This window comes from Streptomyces alkaliphilus (assembly GCF_014141535.1).
GTDB classification, from domain to species: domain Bacteria; phylum Actinomycetota; class Actinomycetes; order Streptomycetales; family Streptomycetaceae; genus Streptomyces; species Streptomyces alkaliphilus.
The window spans coordinates 1-19,754 of sequence record NZ_VKHT01000014.1; the positions used below are offsets into that span (position 1 = coordinate 1).

Here is a 19,754-nt window from a genome sequence, read left to right on the forward strand (position 1 = left end):
ATCCCGGGTCGGGTGGGCGGGGGTGGCGCCGCTGTGGTGTTGGTCATGTCCGGGCCTTTCGTGAGGCGATGTCACCGGTGATGTGCAGACGCTGGATGTTGCTGGTGCCGTCCATGAACTCGAAAGCCCGCACATCCCGGCACCACTTCTCCAGCAGCGGATGCTCCAACAAGCCGCCGGACCCGACGGCACCAGCCGCCCAGTGCGCGGTGCGCACCGCCAGGTCGGTGCCGTGCAGCTTCGCGGCGGACGGGGGGCGGCGCGCGTCCGGGTCGAGATCGACGGCCGCGGCGGCGTCGTGCAGCAGGGCGCAGGCCGCGGTCAGCCGGGCGGTGACCGGTTCCAGCCCGGACCAGCCGGGGCGCAGTTCGGCGACGCTGTCGCGGATCGCCCAGGCGGTGCCGAGGGCGAGCGCGGTGATCTGGAGCCGCATCGCGTTGAAGGTTCGGCCGATGCCCCACAGTCCGCGGCGGGAGGCGGGCAGATGGGCACCGAGCAGATGGGTGCGCGGGACCCGGACTCCGTCCAGGTCGAGCCGGCAGATGCGGGCGCCGCGCAGGCCGATCATGTCCAACGGTTCGGCGGTGAGGCCTTCGGCGGGCAGCGGGACCAGGGCGGCGCGGATGGAGAGGGCGGTGCGGCCGGTGCGGGCGAAGACCACGCCGATGGTGGCCCGCGAAGCGTTGCCGACGTACCGCTTGGCACCGGTGAGGGCATGGCCGTCGGCGGGATCGGGCAGGGCGTCCAGTCGGGTCTCCATGGCGGCGGCGTCGCTGCCGCGGGCGGGTTCGGTCATCCCGAAGAAGGTCCAGGAGCGGCCGTCCGCGATGGCGCCGTAGAAGAGTTCGCGCTGCGCCTCGTCGCCGAGGGTGTCCACCGCTACGCCGGCGAGGGAGGGCCCGGTGTTGGAGCAGACCACACCGGCGTCGCCGCGCGCGAACTCCACGGTGGCGACGACCCGGGGCAGACAACCGTCGGTGCCGTCGAGGTCGCCGGGCATATCGGGAGTACGGAATTCCTTGGGGGTGGAGGCGGCGCGCATCAGGGCGAGCACCGGTGAGTCGAGCTGGCGCCGTTCGCCCCCGGGGTCGGCGTCGACGGCCAGGGCATGGGCCCGAAGGGCGCGGCCGGCCGCGCGGCAGTCGGCGCGCAGGGCGCGCAGCGGTGGGTCGAGCGGGGCTTCCGGTACGGTCACGACCGGTCCTCCTCGGGCAGGGGCCGTCCGCCGACCGGGGGCGCGGTGGGACCTGCGGGGGTGGCGCCGGAGGGGTCGGCCAGCCAGACCGAGGCGACCAGCCAGCCGACATAGCCGGCGCGGGCGGAGCCGTCGGCGAGGAAGCCGGAGGCACCGAGGAGCTTCGCGGCCTCCCAGTCCAGGGCGGTGAGACGGTCGTGGGCGTCGGTGACGGCGACGGGGCTGCCGCCCGCGACCCGCAGCAACCGGACGGCGGCGGCGAGACCGGTCCGGACGTCGGCGACGGTGCCGAGCACCAACTGCTTGCGGGAGAGGGGCTCCCCGCCGGAGGTGCGGCCGGAGAGATGGGTGACGGCGTCGTCCAGCAGGCGGCGGGTGAGGCCGGCGCGGACCGCGCCGAGGAGCGCGTCGAAGGAGAGCGGGGCGGGGGCGTCACCGGTGTCGGGATCGGCGCGGTCACCGGTCGGGGGCCGTGTGGTCGGGGCGTCTGCGCCCGGCGCGGGGAGCGGCAGGCGGACGAAGCGCACCCGTTCCCGTTCGGCGAGCCGGTGGGGAAGGACCGCCGCGCCGCCCGGAACGGCGTCCGCGGGCAGGGCCGCGATCCCGCCGGGCGGGTCGACCGGGCCGGCCTCCCGCAGGGCGAGCGCGAGTCCGGCGGCGAGTCCCTGCGTGTGGGCGGCGGCCTCGCATGCCGCGATCGTGTCGCTCATCTCTGTCCTCCGTGGTGACGGTCCGGCAGTGCGCCGGCCACCCGTGCCCACGGGCGGCCGGCGATGCCGTCCGCGGGGAGCCGTGGGACCGGTCAACCGGCCCCGGCGAACTCCGTCCGATTCCTGATGTAGTCCGCGAGCGAACCCGCGGTCCGGAACACCTCCGGTTCGAGGGATTCCGGGTCGACGTCGAGCCCGATGGTGTCCTCCAAGCTCATCAGAAATTCAATGAACCGCATGGAGTCGATCTCCAGGTCTTCCAGGATCCTGGTCTCGGCGCCGAACTCGGGGAGCGGCCGGTCGAGGATCACGGAAAGAGAATGGCGCAGGTGCTCGACAATTTCGGCGCGACCCACTGGTGAATTCCTTTCCCGAACGCCCGAAAATGCGGCGCTGAATTGTTTCCGGGCGGCGCGGTGACGCCCACCGGGTGGTCACCCGGAGGTCTCCCGGAAGGTGTTCCCTCCCACGCCGCCCCGGCAGTGCCGTGCCACCCCCGAACGGGGGGCGGCACGGGCGCCGGCAAGCCCCGAAGGGCTGCCGGCGCCTGGTTCGACGGATCATCCGGGGGCCGGGCCCACGGACCGACGACAGCACTGCCGACCGATCGACGCCGGAAGGGCGTGACGAGGAATCAGAGAGAGTTCTTCGCGGCGGCCGACTTCGCGGCGGCGCACTTGCCGGCGGCGGACTTCGCCGCGATCTTGGAGGCAGCCTTGGAGGCAGCCTTGGAAGCGGCCTTGGAGGCAGCCTTGGAGGCGGCCTTGGAGGCGGCCTTGGAGGAAGCCTTCACGGTCGCCTTGTTCGTGGGCTGCGACATAGTGCATCACACCTTCCATAGCGAGGAATCGACGACTCCGAGCGGAGCCGTCCGCCGGGGTGGAATTTCTTCCCGGCAGCAACGAGATTCCCGGATGGGCGACGACCCGTCAACCCTTTCCCGGGATGCTCCCGACATTCTGCGGTGGCAGTAAATGACCGGCATCAAGCAGCCACCGTGAAATGGTGCCGCTTTTCCCCGGAACGGCGATCCTGGAAGGTGTCGTGCACGGACGGCGCACGGCCGAGGCCGACGGGAACGCCCCGGACGGCACGGGACAGGAGGTGGCGATGAACCAGCGGACCCCGACCTGGGCTCCCCCCGCGCCGGACGCGCGGCCGATGGCCGACGGCCCCGCACCGCCCACGGTGCGGGACGCCGAGCTCTGCTGGGGCCAGCGCTACCACTGGCTGCGCTACCAGCAGGCGGCGCCCGCCGACCGGCACGACGCGCACATCGTGGTTGGCTGTCCGGTCCCCGAGGGGGTGACCCCCACCGGGCTGCGCACCGTGCTGGACTATCTGGTACGGCGTCACGAGGGCCTGCGCACCGTCATCGACCCGTACGCCCGGCCCCGGCCCCGGCAGTTGGTGCAGCCACCGCGACCACTCACCCTGCACACCGCCTCCACGGAGGCGGACGGCACCCCCACCCCCGCCGAGGTGGTCGCCGGACTGACCGAGCGGCCCTTCTCGATGGCGGCCGAGTGGCCGATCCGGGTCTGCGCGGTCACCACCGGCGGGATGCCCCGGCGGCTGGTGGTGGTGCTGCACCATCTCGCCTTCGACGACTGGGGACTTGCCCTGTTCCAACGGGAGTTCGACGAACTGATCGACGCGCTGACCAGCCGCCGCCGCGCCCGTTTGCAGCCGGTGGCACGGCAGCCCGCCGACCTCGCCGGCGCCGAGGCGGCGCTCGGGCCGGCCGGGCGGGAGGCAACGCTGGAGCACTGGCGGACGCTGGTGCCCCGGCTGCCCTCCGATACCTTCGGCGCCCGCCGCACTCCTGTCGCCGCCGGGCCCGCGGCACACTCCGCCACTCTGACCTCCCCCGAACTGCTCGGGGCGGTGCGGGAGATCGCCGGACGGCTGCGGGTCTGGCCCTCGGCGGTCCATCTCGCCGCCTACGCGGTGGCCACGGTCGCCTGGACCGGGGAGACCACCGTCACCCACCGCTGGCTCGCCAGCCACCGCGAGGGCGCCCGGATGGACGTACTGACCTGCATGTTCTCCCCCACACTGATCCGAGTGGAGCTGACCGGTGACCCCGGCTTCGCCGAGGTCACCGCGCGGGTCGCGGAGCAGCTGAGGCTGGCACAGCGGCACGCCCACGCGCCCTGGGACGAGGTGGCCGAACTGGTCGCCCGAGAGGGGTTCCGGCGTGGCCGGCCCCTGCGGGTGACCTCGGAGGTGAACTTCCTCAGCTCCCCGGCGCAGCGCTGCGGCAGCCGCCGTGACCGGCTGGTGCGCGGCGCGGAGCCGGCCGCCTGGGCGCGGTCGGGGACCGACACGTACTTCCGGGTCCGGGAGCTCTCCGACGGTGTGGCGCTGGGTCTGGACGCCCGGACCGAGGTGATGGACGCGGAGGCCGTGGAGGCGTTCCTCCGGGGCTGTGTGCGGCTGCTCACCGCCCACGCGCAGGACCCCGGACAGGATCTGCGGCTGAGCGGGGCGGCCGAGCTGTTCGGCTTCGCTCCAGCACCCGCGCCCGCACCCGCACGACTCGGAGCCGACCTGGTGCGCCCGGCGGCCATCGCCTCGGTGCTGCGCGCCCATCCAGCGATCGCCGCCGCCGAGGTGACGGTCCGCGACGGGCGACTGGAAGCCCGGGTGACGGCGCGCGCCCCGGTGGACGAGCCGGAGCTGCGCCGGACGGTGCTGGACGCTGCCGCCGAGGTGCCGGGCGTCAGCCGTCCGGACCGGTTCACGATCACCGGCGCCGCCGACGAGACGGACGACTCCGGAGCCCCCACCGCGGAACCGTCCTCCGTAGCCGCCCGGGAGGCACTCCTGCGCGCCGTCGGCGGCGTCAACGGCCTGTCGACGGTGGACGCAGAGGCGTCCTACACGGCGGCCGGCGGCCGACTGCTGTGCGGCGCGCGGGTCCGCGCGGAACTGCGGGCCCTCGGCTGGAGCGGACTGGAGCCGACCGAGCTGGCCGGCGTCCGTCCGCTCGCCACCCTCGCCGCCCGGCTCCGGCCGGTGGACCCGGTGGACCCGGTGGACCCGGTGGACCCGGTGGACCCGGTGGACCCGGTGGACAGCGGAGCGCGGGAGCGGACCGAGGTCCGCTCCCGCGCTCCGCTGTAGTCGGGGCCGGGCAAGTCCGTCCGGACCGCGGGCCGGGGCGACCTCCTCGCCCCGGGGCGGTGTCCCTCCGGCTCCCGCGGGTCTCAGGCGACCCGGCCCAGCCCTGCCCCGGGCGACTGTCCGACGGAGAGCCGCTGCGCCAGCTGTACTCCCGCCTGGAAGCGGCTGACCGAACCCAGGCTGCGCATCAACGCGGCGATATGGCGACGGCAGGTCCGCACCGACATTCCCAGTCGTCTGGCCACCGCCTCGTCGGTGAGGCCCTGTGACATCAGCTGCGCGATGGACCGCTGGAAATCGTCCTCGATGTCACCGTCGTAGCCGGCACCGTCCGGCGTGAAAGCCGAGGCCGACTCCCACAGCAGCTCGAACATCTCGGACAGACACCCCACCATGGTGGCCTCGGTGACCGGACGTGCGGTCGACGGCAGGCCATCGACACCCGCCCCCACCAGCACCACCAGCGAACGGTCGAAGACCATGGCGCCCTGCGGCACCGCGCGGATCGTCCGCAGCTCCGCGCCCCGCTCCACCAGCCGGACGGCGCGGGTGCGCGAGGCGAAGTCGGCACGGTCCCGGTGCGGGGCGAGGATCCGGACCGTCCGGTCGCCTTCGAGCCCGGCGCAGCAGGCGTCGAGGAGCTCGCCGACCCCGGGCGCCTCCGGTCCCGGCCGTAGGATCAGGGCGTCCGTCCGGCACTCGGCGGCGGCCAGCCGGAGCAGCCCGCGGATCTCCGCCTCGCCCTCCACCCGGTCGATCACCCCGAGCGGTCCGGGCACCGGGCCACAGGTACCGGCCACCGCGTCGATCCGGGCGCGCAACCGGTCGGCGTGCTCGCGCTGCTGAAGGATCGCCCGCTCGATCGGGGAGAGCGCGACGACCGCGGCGGAGCGGGCGTCCACCGGCAACAGCACGGTGCCGGGTTCGTCGCCGCTGCGCAGCATGTGCAGTTCGACCAGCCGGGCGACGGCGGCGAAGACCTCGCCGGAGCTCAACCGCAGCTCGGCCGCCACCCGGTCCATCGCACCGGGCGCCACGCCGCCGTGCAGTGTGGCGTACCGGTGGACGGCGGCCAGGGTGTCACTGTCCGGGGCCGTGCCGGGCAGCACCCGTCCGGGTCCCGCACCCGGTCGGGGTGCCGCGCCCGGCACGGCCTCCGTGATCGCCGTGGTCATGGAGCGTACCTCCTTGAGTGTCGCTGTTCCGAAGCGTCGCCGCCCATCGCCCACTCATCGGGGCGGTGCCGGGACGCGCTCCACCGCTCATGGTGTGCAAGCCCTCCATCACGCCGCTCCCGCCCCCGGGTCGGTTCCGGCGGTGGCTCCCGACGCGCCACCGTTTCGCTGCCGGATCGCTGTCGAACCACCGTCGAAGCGCCCTCGGGACGGCACCGGCGGGTAGTGGCGGCCCCGTCCCGCTGTCGGTTCCCGCCGTCCCCGGCCTGCGGCGACCCGGGGACGGCGGGAACCGACAGCGGGACGATGGCGGATCGAGAGCCGGACACGGTCGAGTAAGCGGTGCACATCCGACCGTGCACGGCGTCACCGACCGACTCCGGCGCGGCCCCGTTCCACGGCACCACCGCGACCCCGCTCCACCGCTCCGACCCGGGCCATCGGGATCCGGAGGCGTCCGCGACCCACCGCGAATCAAGCAAAGGACGGACCGTCATGGCCGAAACGGAAACCCGGATTCCGCGCTCCTTCCAGGAGGTGCTGCTGCCGCACCTGCCCTACGCCGAGCCCGGCGAACTGATGGCGGAGGACGACCTGACGGCGCTCGGTCTGGACTCCATGGGCGTGGTGCAGCTCCTCGCCGAACTGGAGGACGAGCTCGGCGTCGAACTGCCCGATGAGGCGTTGACCGAGGAGACCTTCACCACGGTCGGCTCGCTCTGGGAGGTCGTGGACGCCCACACCTCGAGGGGTCCGGGCGGCGATGAGTGACCCGCTGACGGCTGTCGACCCCGAGGCGGCGGTGCTGTCCCGACTGGACGGCCTGGTGGCCGGCGGCGCCCCGCACCGGCCTGCGCTCACCTTCAAGGAGGAGACCGTCGCCTACGGCGAACTCGCCGAGCGGGTGGCCCGAGTGGCGTACGGCCTGTACCGGCTGGGCGTGCGCCGTGGCGACCGGGTGGTGATCTACGCCGAGAAGCGTGTGGAGACGGTGGTGGCGATCCTCGCCACAGCCGCCGCGGGCGCGGTCTTCGTACCGGTCAACCAGCTCTTCAAGGGTCGGCAGCTGGCTTCGGTGACCGAGGACTGCGGGCCGGTCGCCCTGGTCACCACCGCCGAACGGTTGGAGACCATCCGGACCGCGCTCTCCCCGGACACCTCGGTCCACCATCTGATCGTGATCGGTGACCCCGGGCAGCAGCCGCCGCTGGACGACCGTTGGCGGGTCACCGCCTTCGATCGGCTGGCGGGGTACGAGCCGCTGCCGGTGCCGGGTGCCGATGCGGTGCTGGACACCGATGTGGCCGCGGTCTTCTACACCTCCGGCTCCACCGGCGGCCCCAAGGGCGTGGTGCTCAGCCACCGCAATCTGCTGGCGGGTGCGGAGAGCGTGGCGACCTACCTCGGGCACACCGAGGAGGACGTTGTGCTGGCGGTGCTGCCGCTCAGCTTCGACGCCGGATTCAGCCAGCTCACCACCTCGATGGCGCGCGGCGCGCACGTGGTGCTCACCAATTACCTGCTGCCGCGCGAGGTGGTGCGGCTCTGCGCCCGCCACGGGGTGACCGCCCTGACCTGTGTTCCGCCGCTGTGGATGCAGCTGGCCGCGCTGGAGTGGCCGGCCGAGGCGAGCGCCCGACTGCGGTACTTCGCCAACACCGGCGGCCGAATGCCCCGGGCCACCCTGGACCGGTTGCGCGAACTGCTGCCGCAGGCACGACCGTTCCTGATGTACGGGCTGACCGAGGCGTTCCGCGCCACCTATCTGGATCCCACCGAGGTGGACCGCAGGCCGGATTCCATCGGCAAGGCGGTACCCCACTCCGAGGTGCTGGTGCTGCGCGCCGACGGCACCCCGTGCGCACCCGGCGAGCACGGTGAGCTGGTGCAGCGCGGCGCCCTGGTGGCGCTCGGTTACTGGAACAATCCGGAGGCCACCGCGCAGCGGTTCCGTCCGGTGCCCGGCCCGGTGCCGAGCGGGCTGACGGAGCGCGGGGTGTGGTCCGGGGACACCGTCCACCGCGACGAGGAGGGTTTCCTCTACTTCGTGGGCCGGGGCGACGAGATGATCAAGTCCTCCGGTTACCGGATCAGCCCGACCGAGGTCGAGGAGGCCGCCTATGCCACCGGGCTGGTCAACGAGGTGGCGGCGTTCGGCGAGGCCGACGAGCAACTCGGCCAGCGGGTGGTGCTCGTCGTGACCGGCCCCTGCGACATCGGGCGACTGCACCAGGCGATGGCTCGGGAGATCCCCGGCTACATGCTGCCCCGCCGTACCGTGGTGGTGGACGCGCTGCCGCGCTCGGTCAACGGCAAGTTCGACCGGGTCTCGCTGCGTCGCACGGTGGAGGCCGCGCCGTGACCGCCCCGGTGGCCATGCCCCCGACGACCCCGGGCACCGGCTCCGCGTCGGCGAGCGGCCCCGCCCTCTTCGGGTCCGCCGCCGGGGAGCTGACGGTGGGCGGGGTCCCGGCCTCGCTGATCGCCGAACGGGCCGGCGGCACCCCGCTGTTCGCCTACGACCGGAAACTGGTCGTGGAGCGGGTCGCCGCGGTGCGGGAGGCGCTCCCCGCCGGGGTGAAGCTGAGCTACGCCGTCAAGGCCAACCCGATGCCCGCGCTGCTGCACCACATGAGCACCCTGGTCGATGGTTTCGACGTGGCCTCCTCCGGGGAGATGCTGGCGGCTCTGGACACCGGGGTGCCCGGTGCGCGGATCGCCTTCGCCGGCCCCGGCAAGACGGCGGCCGAGCTGCGACAGGCCGTCGCCGCCGGTGTGCTGGTGGAGCTGGAGTCGGCGGGCGAACTGGACCGGGTGCGTGCCGCGGGTGCCGCGCTCGGGGTCCGACCGCGGGTCGCGGTCCGGGTCAACCCACCGTTCGCGGTACACGGTTCGGGTATGCGGATGGGCGGCGGCCCCCAGCAGTTCGGGGTGGACGCGGAACAGGTGCCGGAGCTGCTGGCGGAGATCGCCCGGGACACCTCGGGACCGGGGGCCGTGGGATTCGAGGGATTCCATGTCTTCGCCGGCTCGCAGAACCTCAGTGCCGAGAGCATCTGCCGTGCCCAGCGGGAGACCGTGGCTCTGGTCGCGGAGCTGGCCGAGCACGCCCCGGCACCGGTCCGCTATCTCAATCTCGGTGGCGGCTTCGGCATCCCCTACTCCGCCAGGGATGTCCCGCTCGACCCGCGCCCGATCGGCGAGAACCTGGCGGAACTGCTGGAGACCACCGTACGCCGCGCGCTGCCGCAGGCCCGCCCGGTGATCGAGCTGGGACGGTACCTGGTGGGAGAAGCCGGGGTGTATCTGACCCGCGTGGTGGACCGCAAGGAGTCCCGCGGCACCACTTATCTGGTGGTGGACGGCGGGCTCCACCACCAGCTCGCCGCCACCGGCAACCTTGGCCGGGCGCTGCGCCGCAACTACCCGATCGCCGTCGCGGGTCACGCCGCCGGCACCGGCGGGGCGGGTCGCTCCGGCGAGCCCACCGAGACCGTGGACGTCGTCGGCTGTCTCTGCACCCCGCTCGATCTACTGGGCAGGGCGGTGGAGCTGCCGCGCGCCGAACCCGGCGCCCTGATCGCGGTGTTCCAGGCCGGGGCTTACGGGTTGACCGCGAGTCCCACCGCCTTTCTCGGCCACCCGGCCCCCCGGGAGTTGCTGCTCTGACCCCCGTCCCGCGCCCACGGGCCGGCTCCGCCCCAATGGATGAACGCTCCGTGAGATCAACCCGGTGAGAAAGGCGAACCGCCCATGCACACAGCTCAGCCCGTCGCCGCTGGACCAACGGCACCCCCGCCCCCGGACCCGGCGGTGCCGTTCCGAATACTCGGCCCGCTCGAGGTGCACGGCGACCGACCGATGCCGGTCACCGCCCGCCGTCAGCAGATCGTCCTGGCACTCCTGCTGATGGAGTCGGGGCGGGGCGTCACCCTGGACTCGCTGGTCTCCGCCGTCTGGGGACCGACCCCGCCCGTCACCGCCCGGGCCCAGATACAGACCACGGTCTCCTCGCTGCGCGGTTCCCTGGAGGGGGCCGGGCTGGGCCGCAGGATCGAGATGCGGGGCGCCCGGTACACCCTGGACCTCGCCCACGGCGAGGTGGATCTGCACCTCTTCGACGACCTCGCGGCGGAGGGACGGTCCGCCGCCGCCGAGTCCCGACAGCAGGCCGCCCGCACCGCCTTCCGCTCGGCGCTGGCGCTCTGGCGCGGTGACCCGCTGAGCGGGACGGACAGCCCGGTGGTGCAGGCCCGGCTGGTGCAGCTCGCGGAACGCCGCTTCACCGTGCTGGAGGCATGTCTCGACGCGGAGCTGAAGCTCGGACTGCACCATGACGTGCTGGGTGAGATCATCGCGCTGGCCGGGGAGTTCCCGCTGCGCGAGCGGCCCGCCGAGCAGTTGATGACCGCGCTCTACCGCTGCGGCCGACCCGCCGAGGCGCTTGCCACCTACCGCCGGGTGCGGCGCACCTTCATCGACGAGCTGGGCATCGAACTCAGCCCGCCACTACGACGGTTGGAGTTGGCCATCCTCAACGGCTCCGCCGAGCTGGACCGGGCGCCGCTGCCGTCCGCGCTGCCCTTCGCGCCGGTTACCGTGCCGCGCTCCCTGCCCGCCCGGGTGGCCGACTTCACCGGGCGGGAGGACCGGCTCCGCGAGGTCTGCGGTGCGCTGACCGGGAGCGGGGAGATCCCCGGACAGCCGGAGAACGACCGGGCCGGCCCGGTCGTGGTACTCACCGGCGGGCCCGGCGTCGGCAAGTCGGCGCTCGCCGTGGAGGCCGCGCACCTCCTCGCCCCCGACTTCCCCGACGGCCAGCTGTACGCCAGGCTCCCGGACGGGGACCCGCTGCGCGCCGTGGAACATGTGCTGGGCCATTTCCTGCGTTCCCTCGGTCTGCCGCAGACCGCCGCCCGCCGTCCCGGCGACCGCACCACCCTGCTGCGCGGGGCACTCGCCGACCGCCGGGTACTGCTGGTCGTGGAGAACGTCACCGACGCGGCCCAATTCGCCGGTCTGCTGCCGGTCAGCCGGGACGGCGCGCTGCTGGCCACCGGCCGCAGCCGGGCCGCGGTCCCGGAGGGCACGACCGTCTTCGAGGTGACCACCCCCGCGGTGACGGACGGTGTGGAGATGCTGACCGCCATGGTCGGCGGGCGCCGGGTGTCGGCCGAGCCCAGCGAGGCCATCGAACTCACCGAACTGTGTGATGGGTTGCCGCTGGCGCTGCGCATCGCCGCGGGTCGGCTGCGGGCGCGCCCGCAGTGGAGTCTCGGCGACCTCACCATCCGGCTGCGCGACGGCCGCCGACGGCTCTCCGAACTCGCCCACGGCGAACTCGACCTGCGGGACACCCTCGACGACGCCCGGCGTCGGCTCGGCGAACCGGCTCGGTTGCTGCTCACCCGCCTCGCGGCGCTGCCGGGCTGCGAGTTCGCCGCATGGACCGCCGCCCCGCTGCTGGACACCGACACCACCACGGCGCGACGTGCGCTCGCCGAGCTGAGCGCGGTCCGGCTCATCGTGCCGGGCGAGGACGCCGACCACCACCGCACACCCGAGCTGGTCCGGCTCCACTCCGCCGAGTGCCTGGCGGCCGAGCCCGCCGGCCGGGAGGCGGCCCGGGAAGCCACCCGGCGGGTGCTGAACGGCTGGCTTACCCTCACCGAGGAGGCTGTGCTGCGGCTCGGCGACACCCCGGCGCCCGGACCACACCGGCGGCAGTGCCGGCCGATGGACCTGGCGGCCGTTGAGGCCGTGGTCGGCGAGCCCGTCGTGTGGTTCGCCGGCGAGCAGGGCGCGCTGCTCGCCGCGGTGGAGCAGGCCGCCGACACCGGCGAGCACGAGCTGTGCCACCGACTCGCCGTGGCCGTCTGCTCGCTGGCCGCCGCGCAGCGGGCCCACGGGCTCTGGCGGGAGTGCGCCGCCCACGGTCTGGAGTCCGCGCGCCGCTCCGGCGACCGGCTCGGCGAGGCGACGCTGCTCTATTCGCTGGGCACCCTCGACGAGCAGCAGCGGCGCACCGACGAGGCGCGCGCCCGGCTGCGCGGGGCGCTCGGCGCCTTCGAGCAGCTCGGCGAGGAGGATTGGCGGGAAATGGCCGCCGAGGCGCTGGCCCGACTCGACCGTCGGATCGATTCCACCGTGGCGCCCACCGTGTCCCGCGCCGGGCGGCCCGCCCTCTCCGGGACGCTCCCGGTCGGTGACCGGAGCCGGTTCGGCCAGGGGCGGTTCGCCAAGGCCGCCGGTGCCTCCGGACCGGCGGCCGACGCCGCCCGGGCCGCCGCCGGCGGTGGTCGGACCCGACACCGCCCGGTGGTCCCCGACGGGAAGTTCCCGCACCGGCACCGCGACGACTCGATGGAGAAGCGATGAGCAGCAACCGGCCCACCCTGGCCCGGGAGCCGGCCACCCGGACCCCCCCGGCCGTCCACCCGGCACCCGTGCCCGCTGAGGCCGACGGGGCCCGGGCCGACGCCCTGTTGGAGGTCTCCGGACTCACCAAGCGGTACGGCGAGGTGCAGGCCCTCGGCGGGTTCGACCTGACCGTACGGCCCGGCGAGATCGTCGGCCTGGTCGGCCACAACGGTGCCGGGAAGACGACTTTCGTGGACGTCGTCTCCGGACTGATCCGTCCCGACGAGGGCACTGTGCTGATCGCCGGCCGCCCGCCGGTCCCGCACCGCCACCTCATCGGCGTCTCGCCGCAGCACATCGCGCTCTACCCATCGGTCACCGTCCGCGAACACCTCAAGCTCTTCGGCGGCCTCGCCGGACTGCGCCGCAGGGCGCTCCGCTCGGCCGTGGAGGAACTCGCCGAGGATCTGCGGCTGACCGCCTTCCTGGACCGCCCCGCCGGGCTGCTCTCCGGCGGGCAGCAGCGTCGCACCCAGGCCGGGGTGGCACTGATCCACCGACCGCGGCTGCTCCTGCTGGACGAACCCACCGCGGGCGCCGACCCGGAGACCCGGCAGGCGTTGTTGGAGACCGTGCGCGGGCGTGCCGCCGAAGGTGCGGCCGTGGTGTACACCACCCACTACCTCACCGAACTCACCGAACTGGAGGCGACCCTCGCGGTCGCCAAGGCCGGCCGGGTGGTGGCCCGCGGCACCGCCGCGGAACTGCTCGCCGACCTGTCGGGCGAGGTGGTGCTGGAGTTCGCGGACGGCGAGGAGATCCGGCGGTCCACCACCGACCCCACCGGGACCCTGATGCGGCTACTCGCCGAGACCACCCACACGGTCACCTCGGTTGACGTCCGCAAGCCCGACCTGGACGACCTGTACCGGTCCCTGGCGATGCTCGGCGAGGTCCCCGCGGCCGGACCCCCCGAAGGAGAGGCACCATGAGCACGATCACCGCCCCCGTGCTCCGCACCGGGCTGCTGGTGCGGCACAACCTGATGCTGCGGCTGCGCGACCCCAGCCAGATCATCAGCTACGTGGCGATGCCCATCGTCCTGATGATGGTACTGAAGCCGCTCTATGTGGAGGCACTGGACAGCGGCACCGTGCAGGCCGTCACCGGCCCGATGGTGATGTTCTCGGTCTTCGCGCTCTCCATCGTCGGCAACTCCATCATGGTGGAGCGCGAGTGGCGCACCTGGGACCGGCTGCGGGTCACCCGGGCCGGGCGGACCGAACTGCTGCTCGGCAAGACGCTGCCCGCGTTCCTGATCCTGCTGTTCCAGCAGAGCGTGGTGCTGGGCGTCGGCTGTGCCGTGCTCGGCCTCGAACTGCCGGACGTGCCGGGGTTGCTGGTACTCGCCATCGCGATTTGGGGCTTCACCCTGCTCTGCCTGGGCTCCGCCCTGGCGACGGTGGCGCGCAGCCGCGGAGACCTCTCGGTCGTCTCCGACCTCGGGGCCATCGGGGTGAGCGCCCTGGGCGGCGCCCTGGTGCCGGTCAGCCTGATGCCCGGTTGGGCACAGGCGATCGCACCGATCTCGCCCGGTTACTGGGCGATGTCGCTGATCCAGGCGGCACTGGCCGGCGACGGCGCGGCGATGGTCCGCCCCGGTCTGGTCTGCCTCGCCATCGGGCTCGCCTTCGGCACATTCGCCACCTACCGACTGGCGCGCGGCTGGGGCCGCAGCCGACTGCTCTGAGGAAGAAGTCATGACCAAAGCCACGGAAAAGGAAGCCATGGCAGAAGCCGGGAACAATGACAGGTACGAGTCGGCGGTGGCGCTGGTCGGGATGGCCGGGCGCTTCCCCGGCGCCCCCGACGTCGCGTCGCTCTGGCGCAACGTCCTCGCCGACACCGGCGGGCTGCGGAAGATCACCACGGAGGAGCTGACCGCGGCGGGCGTCCCCCCGGAGCGGGCCGCCGATCCGCATTATGTGGCGATCGGCGCACCGGTGGACGGCATCGCCGACTTCGACGCGGGGGTGTTCGGTTTCTCGCCCCGTGAGGCCGAGACCATGGACCCGCAGCACCGGCTCTTCCTGGAGTGCTGCTGGGAGGCGCTGGAGAGCGCCGGCTACCCGCCGGTGGGGCCGCCCGGCGCCACCGGGGTGTTCGGCGGGGCCGCCTTCCCCGACTACCTGATGGACAACGTCTCCCATGTGGTGGACGAACCCGGCGGACGGCTGCTCATCGGGGTGGGCAACGAGCGCGACTCGCTGACCTCGCTGGTGGCCTACAAGCTGGGGCTGCGCGGACCGAGCCTGAGCGTGCAGACCTTCTGCTCCACCTCGCTGATCGCGGTCCATCTCGCCTGCCAGAGCCTGCTCACCTTCGACTCCGACATGGCGCTGGCCGGCGGCGCGTTCCTGCCGCTGCCACAGCCCACCGGGTATCTCTTCGAGCCCGGCGGCATCACTTCCCCGCGCGGCCGGGTCCGCAGCTTCGACGCCGCCGCCGACGGCACCGTGATGGGCTCCGGCGTGGGCGTGGTGGCGTTGAAACGGATGAGTGACGCGCTCGCCGACGGCGACCTGGTGCACGCGGTGATCCTCGCCTCCGCGGTCAACAACGACGGTCGGGACAAGGTCGGTTACACCGCCCCGGGCGTCGACGGTCAGGCCGATGTGATCCGCACCGCGATGAACGTGGCCGAGGTCGACCCGCGCACGGTGGGCTATGTGGAGTGCCACGCGACCGGTACCGCTCTCGGTGACGGCATCGAACTGGCCGCGATGGGAAGGGTGTTCCGGGAGACTCCGGAGACGCCCGCGGTGCTCGGCACGGCCAAACCGACCCTCGGCCATCTGGACCGCGCCGCCGGGGTCGCCGGGCTGATCCGGGCCGCGCTCGCCGTCCGCGAGGGGGTGCGGCCGGGTGTACCGGGCTTCGAGAGGCCCAACCCGGCGCTGGCCGCCGCCGCGGACCGGTTCACCGTGCGCCCGGAGACCGAGGTCTGGCCCGCGCAGGAAGCCCCGCGCCGCGCCGGGGTCAGCTCATTCGGATTGGGCGGCACCAACGCCCATGTGGTGCTGGAGCAGGCCCCGCCGCGTCCGCCCCGTTCCCGGCCGCACCATGGCCCGCATCTGCTCACCTTCTCCGCTCCGGACCGGGCCGCGCTCGACGCCCTGACCGAACGGCTCCGCGCCCATCTCGCCGAACGCGCCGCCGACGGCGGCACCGGCCCGGCCGGCGAGGTGCTGGATCCGGCCGATGTGGCGTTCACCCTCCAGATGTCGCGCGGGCACTTCGCCGTACGGCGGACCGTGGTCTGCACGGACCTGGCGGACGCGGCGGCGGCGCTGGCCGATCCGTCCCGCTGGACCGACGGTGAGAGCACCCGCCGCGACCCCACCGTGGTGCTCACCATCGACCCGGCCGCCCCGACCGATTGGTGGGACGAACTGGCCCGGGTCACCGGGGGGGTGCCATCCGGCGAGGGCGCCGCCGGGGTGCTCGGCGCGGTCACCGAGTGGCTGCGCGGGCTGGGCATCCGGGTGGCGACCACCACCGCGGACGGCGCCGCGGACGAGGACACCCTCACCGTCGCGGTGGGCCCCGGCCCGCGCGGCACGCCGGCGGCGCACTGGCCGACCGCGCTGCTCGGGCGGCTCTGGCCGGCGGGGGCCGAGGTCGACTGGGCCGCGCTGCACCACGGCGAGGGCCGCCGGGTGGAGCTGCCCACCTATCCCTTCCGGCGCCAGCGATACTGGGTTGAGGCCCGGCCGCGAACCGTGGCGGGCTCCGTCGAGGAGCCCGAGACCCGGGTCGACGACCTGGACCGCTGGACCTATCTCCCGGTCTGGAAGCGCCGCCCGCTGCCGGTCGCCGATCTGGACGAGCGGCTGCGGGCCGCCGGTCCCTGGTTGGTGCTCTCCGGCGACGAGCGGACCGAGGCGCTGGTACGGCGGCTGGAGCGGGCCGGGGCCGAGGTGGTTGCCGCCCGCCCCGGGGCGGCCTTCGGCCCGGACGACAGCGGCGGCTTCACGGTCCGCGCGGAGTGCGCGGAGAGCCTGACGGAACTATTGACCGCGCAGTTCGTCGCGCCACGCACCATCGTGCACGGACTCGCCGCCGGGGCGCCGGAGGGAGACGGCTCGGCGCACTTCACCGCTGAGCTGGAGCGGGGCATGCACTCCGTGCTGGCGCTGGTCAAAGCACTCGCCGCCGACCCCTTCGCACCGCCCTCGAACCTCGCCCTGGTCACCGCCGGGGCCTCCGAGGTCGCCGGTGCGGATCTGCGCCATCCCGAACACGCCGCATCGGCCGCGCTGGCACCCACCATCGCGCAGGAGAACCCGCATCTGACCTGTCGTCACCTCGACCTCGATCCGGAGCCGGGCGCGGCGGCGGACCCCGACGCGACGGAGCAGGCGCTCGCCGCGCTGGTCCATCCTCACGAGGGTCCGGCGGCGGTGCGCTCCGGGGAACTGTGGGTGCGGGACTACCAGCAGAGGGCGCTGCCCGCCCCGGACCCGGCGCTGCCGCCGTTCCGCCCGGGGGAGACGGTGCTGATCACCGGGGGTCTGGGTGATGTGGGTCTGGTTCTCGCCCGGCATCTCGCCTCCCGGTACGGCTGCCGGCTGGTACTGACCTCCCGCAGCCCGCTGCCGCCGCGCGAGCGGTGGGCCGAGTTGGCGGACGACGGGGGCCGGTCGGCCCGGCATGTGCGCAATGTGCTGGAGCTGGAGGCGTCCGGCGCCGAGGTGTTGGCTGTCGGGGCGGACGTCGGCGACGAGGAGCGGATGCGCGCCGTGGTCGCCGCGGCGGATGCCCGGTTCGGCGGCATCGACGTGGTGGTGCACGCCGCGGGCGTGCAGGACACCTCGTGGTTCAAACTGGCCCATCTCTCCGACCGGGAGTGCTGCGACGTCCATCTGCACGCCAAGGTCCGGGGGTTCCACACCCTCCAGGCGGTGCTGGGAGACCGGGCCCGGGACCGGAGGATCACCCTCTCCTCGCTCTCCGCGGTACTCGGCGGCATCGCGCTCGGCCCTTACGCCGCCGGCAACGCGGCGCTGGACGCCTACACACGCCGGGCGCGGTTGCGCGGCGAGGGCCGCTGGGTGACGGTCGACTGGGACACCTGGGCGATCGATCCGGAACGGTTGGAGGGCCACAACCCGCAGGTCCAGACGTACCGGATGACCGCGGCCGAGGGCGTGGAGATCCTGGAGCGCGCACTGACCTCGGCGGGCGGCATCTCCCGGGTGGTGATCTCCAGCGGTCCCATCGGTCCCCGGCTGACCCGCTGGGTGACGGGAGTGGAGGAGATGGCCACCGCTGCGACGGAGGACGGCGAGCGGCATCCCCGGCCGGAACTGCCGACGCCGTACGCCGAGCCCGCCGAGGGCGTGGAGACGACGATCGCCGAGACGTGGGCGGCTGTGCTGGGGCTGGAGAAGGTCGGCGCGGACGACGACTTCTTCGAACTGGGCGGTCACTCCATGCTGGCGATCCAGCTCTCCGCCCGGCTGCGGGCGGCGCTGGGCGCCGATCTGGTCGCCACCGATCTGGTGGAGCACCCCACCGTGCGGCGGTTGACGGAGCGGTTGGCACCGCTCGGGGTCTGACCGGCGCAGCGGAGGAGTCCGCACGCGATCGAAGCGGTCGGCCGCCCCGGGTTCCGGGGCGGCCGACCGCTTCAGCCGTCCGCCGCGGCCCGTGCGGCGAGCTCCTTCCGGTCCACCTTGCGGTTGGCGTTGAGGGGAAACGCGTCCAGGTACACATAGCGCCGGGGGACCACCGCCCGGGGCAGCATGGTGCGCAGTTCCAGGGCGAGTTCGCCCGGTGGCCGACGGTCGCCGAGCAGGAAGGCGGTCAGTTCGCCGTGCGCCGGGACCGCCACGGCGTCCCGAACCCCCGCGACCCGACGCAGTGCCCACTCCACCTCGGCCGGTTCCACCCGGACGCCGTGCACCTGGACCTGGTGGTCGCGGCGGCCGAGGTAGACCAGTTCGCCGTCCGGCTGTTCCCGCACCAGGTCCCCGGTGCGGTACCAGCGGGTGCCGTCGTGGTCGAGGAAGCGACCGGTGTCGTCGACGGGGTCGAGGTAGCCGGAGACCATCTGATCGCCGGTGACGCAGAGTTCGCCGTTGTGCAACAGGTATCGCAGACCGGGATGGAGTCGCCCGATCGGCACGATGTCGTTGACGCAGCGGCCGGGCGAGCGCTCCGGGTCCCAGCGATGCACGCTGCACGAGATGGTGAGTTCGGTCGGTCCGTAGAGGTTCTCCACGGTGGACCGCGGTGCCGCCACGTGCCAGGCCGCCGCGTCGTGTGCCAGCAGTGGTTCGCCGCAGAACAGACTCCAGCGCAGCGAATCGAACGCCCCCGGCGACAGGCCCCGCGGGCGACGGGCGAGCTGGGAGATCAGGCTGGGCGCGGAGAACCAGACGGTGATCCGGTGTTCGGCAACGAACCGTTCCAGCGCGGCGTAGGCGGTCGGTGGCACGGAGACCACCGTGCCACCGGAGCCCCAGGCGGTGAAAAGGTCGAAGACCGAGAGATCGAAGGTGAGATCGAAGGTCTGCGAGAAGACGTCCCCGGTGTGAAAACCGTACCGGTCGTGGACGAACCCCAGATAGGCGTCGGCGTTGCGGTGCGGCACCGGTACGCCCTTGGGGCGGCCGGTGGAACCCGAGGTGAAGAGCACATAGGCCACCTCGTCCGGTCCGGCCGGCCGGGGCCGCTCCAGGGCGGGCCCGGCCGCCTCGCGGATCACCGGCACACCCTCCAGCGCCCCGGCGAGAGAGGACAGCACCGCCGCACCGCGCTCGTCGACGATCACCGCGTCCGGGCGTGCGGCGGCGATCATGGCAGCGGTGCGGTCCGCCGGGAACTCCGGGTGCAGCGGGACCACGGCCGCGCCCGCGTACCCGGCGGCGAGCATCCCGGCGTAGGCCCGGACGGACCGGGTGGCGAGCAGCCCGACCCGGCGGGGCCGCCCGCCGGGGACCGCGGCGGCGACGGTGCCTGCGAGGTCCAGGGCCAGGCGGTGCAATCGCCGGTAATCGACGCGTTCCGAGCCGACCCGCACGGCCTCCCCGTGCGGGTTGAGGGAGAGGCCCCGGAGGAACCAGCCGGTGAGGGTGCCGGCGCCCGGGGACGGGCCGGGCGGACCGCCGGGGTCGGGAG

At 73.7% G+C, this 19,754-nt stretch carries 14 protein-coding genes; 8 read left to right on the forward strand and 6 right to left on the reverse strand.

Going from position 1 to position 19,754, the window contains the following annotated elements:
- Nucleotides 1-43 precede the first annotated feature (43 nt).
- The 4 genes from FNQ90_RS00980 to FNQ90_RS00995 form a co-directional block, all read right to left on the reverse strand.
- Entirely contained in the window at nucleotides 44-1,195 is a 1,152-nt protein-coding gene (locus tag FNQ90_RS00980) for an acyl-CoA dehydrogenase family protein (protein WP_323379716.1), read from the reverse strand.
- Complete coding sequence (locus FNQ90_RS00985) at nucleotides 1,192-1,905, reverse strand: acyl-CoA dehydrogenase family protein (protein ID WP_182604507.1); 714 nt, start codon at nucleotides 1,903-1,905, stop codon at nucleotides 1,192-1,194. The genes FNQ90_RS00980 and FNQ90_RS00985 overlap by 4 nt, the downstream gene beginning before the upstream one ends.
- Before the next feature lie 92 nt (nucleotides 1,906-1,997).
- On the reverse strand, nucleotides 1,998-2,261 hold the full coding sequence (locus tag FNQ90_RS00990) for an acyl carrier protein (protein WP_182604508.1): 264 nt from the start codon (nucleotides 2,259-2,261) through the stop codon (nucleotides 1,998-2,000).
- A 278-nt stretch (nucleotides 2,262-2,539) separates the two neighbouring features.
- Nucleotides 2,540-2,725, reverse strand: a complete 186-nt coding sequence (locus FNQ90_RS00995; protein ID WP_182604509.1) for a hypothetical protein — start codon at nucleotides 2,723-2,725, stop codon at nucleotides 2,540-2,542.
- Between the two features lie 224 nt (nucleotides 2,726-2,949).
- On the opposite strand from FNQ90_RS00995, the gene FNQ90_RS01000 reads away from it, so the two are divergent.
- Nucleotides 2,950-5,034, forward strand: coding sequence for a condensation domain-containing protein (locus tag FNQ90_RS01000; RefSeq protein ID WP_182604510.1), 2,085 nt, complete (start codon nucleotides 2,950-2,952; stop codon nucleotides 5,032-5,034).
- A gap of 83 nt (nucleotides 5,035-5,117) precedes the next feature.
- Here the strand turns inward: FNQ90_RS01000 and FNQ90_RS01005 are convergent, their stop codons facing one another.
- Nucleotides 5,118-6,209 carry a helix-turn-helix transcriptional regulator gene (locus FNQ90_RS01005; RefSeq protein WP_182604511.1) on the reverse strand — a complete coding sequence of 364 codons (1,092 nt, stop codon included), beginning with the start codon at nucleotides 6,207-6,209 and terminating at the stop codon, nucleotides 5,118-5,120.
- Nucleotides 6,210-6,704: 495 nt separating this feature from the next.
- Here FNQ90_RS01005 and FNQ90_RS01010 point away from each other — a divergent pair, with 495 nt between their 5' ends.
- The 7 genes from FNQ90_RS01010 (at nucleotide 6,705) to FNQ90_RS01040 (ending at nucleotide 18,190) form a co-directional block, all read left to right on the forward strand.
- Nucleotides 6,705-6,980, forward strand: a complete 276-nt coding sequence (locus FNQ90_RS01010; protein WP_182604512.1) for a phosphopantetheine-binding protein — start codon at nucleotides 6,705-6,707, stop codon at nucleotides 6,978-6,980.
- Entirely contained in the window at nucleotides 6,973-8,571 is a 1,599-nt protein-coding gene (locus tag FNQ90_RS01015; RefSeq protein WP_182604513.1) for an acyl-CoA ligase (AMP-forming), exosortase A system-associated, read from the forward strand. The genes FNQ90_RS01010 and FNQ90_RS01015 overlap by 8 nt, the downstream gene beginning before the upstream one ends.
- A complete protein-coding gene (locus FNQ90_RS01020; RefSeq protein ID WP_323379717.1) occupies nucleotides 8,568-9,878 on the forward strand; it encodes a pyridoxal-dependent decarboxylase, exosortase A system-associated in 1,311 nt (436 codons plus the stop codon). Before FNQ90_RS01015 ends, FNQ90_RS01020 begins: the two co-directional genes overlap by 4 nt.
- Before the next feature lie 192 nt (nucleotides 9,879-10,070).
- Nucleotides 10,071-12,587 carry an AfsR/SARP family transcriptional regulator gene (locus FNQ90_RS01025; RefSeq protein WP_182604514.1) on the forward strand — a complete coding sequence of 839 codons (2,517 nt, stop codon included), beginning with the start codon at nucleotides 10,071-10,073 and terminating at the stop codon, nucleotides 12,585-12,587.
- On the forward strand, nucleotides 12,584-13,561 hold the full coding sequence (locus FNQ90_RS01030; RefSeq protein ID WP_323379718.1) for an ABC transporter ATP-binding protein: 978 nt from the start codon (nucleotides 12,584-12,586) through the stop codon (nucleotides 13,559-13,561). The genes FNQ90_RS01025 and FNQ90_RS01030 overlap by 4 nt, the downstream gene beginning before the upstream one ends.
- On the forward strand, nucleotides 13,558-14,319 hold the full coding sequence (locus FNQ90_RS01035; RefSeq protein WP_182604515.1) for an ABC transporter permease: 762 nt from the start codon (nucleotides 13,558-13,560) through the stop codon (nucleotides 14,317-14,319). Before FNQ90_RS01030 ends, FNQ90_RS01035 begins: the two co-directional genes overlap by 4 nt.
- Before the next feature lie 10 nt (nucleotides 14,320-14,329).
- Nucleotides 14,330-18,190, forward strand: a complete 3,861-nt coding sequence (locus FNQ90_RS01040; RefSeq protein WP_182604516.1) for an SDR family NAD(P)-dependent oxidoreductase — start codon at nucleotides 14,330-14,332, stop codon at nucleotides 18,188-18,190.
- A 71-nt stretch (nucleotides 18,191-18,261) separates the two neighbouring features.
- Here the strand turns inward: FNQ90_RS01040 and FNQ90_RS01045 are convergent.
- Nucleotides 18,262-19,754, reverse strand: a 1,493-nt coding sequence (locus FNQ90_RS01045; protein WP_228470773.1) for an AMP-binding protein, incomplete at its 5' end; no start/stop codon positions are given.

Bases quoted from the DNA above. Each gene is read 5' to 3' on its own strand.
- FNQ90_RS00985 (WP_182604507.1), bottom strand. From the start codon at position 1,905: ATGAGCGACACGATCGCGGCATGCGAGGCCGCCGCCCACACGCAGGGA.
- FNQ90_RS00995 (WP_182604509.1), bottom strand. From the start codon at position 2,725: ATGTCGCAGCCCACGAACAAGGCGACCGTGAAGGCTTCCTCCAAGGCC.
- FNQ90_RS01005 (WP_182604511.1), bottom strand. From the start codon at position 6,209: ATGACCACGGCGATCACGGAGGCCGTGCCGGGCGCGGCACCCCGACCG.
- FNQ90_RS01010 (WP_182604512.1), top strand. From the start codon at position 6,705: ATGGCCGAAACGGAAACCCGGATTCCGCGCTCCTTCCAGGAGGTGCTG.
- FNQ90_RS01015 (WP_182604513.1), top strand. From the start codon at position 6,973: ATGAGTGACCCGCTGACGGCTGTCGACCCCGAGGCGGCGGTGCTGTCC.
- FNQ90_RS01025 (WP_182604514.1), top strand. From the start codon at position 10,071: ATGCCGGTCACCGCCCGCCGTCAGCAGATCGTCCTGGCACTCCTGCTG.
- FNQ90_RS01030 (WP_323379718.1), top strand. From the start codon at position 12,584: ATGAGCAGCAACCGGCCCACCCTGGCCCGGGAGCCGGCCACCCGGACC.
- FNQ90_RS01035 (WP_182604515.1), top strand. From the start codon at position 13,558: ATGAGCACGATCACCGCCCCCGTGCTCCGCACCGGGCTGCTGGTGCGG.
- FNQ90_RS01040 (WP_182604516.1), top strand. From the start codon at position 14,330: ATGACCAAAGCCACGGAAAAGGAAGCCATGGCAGAAGCCGGGAACAAT.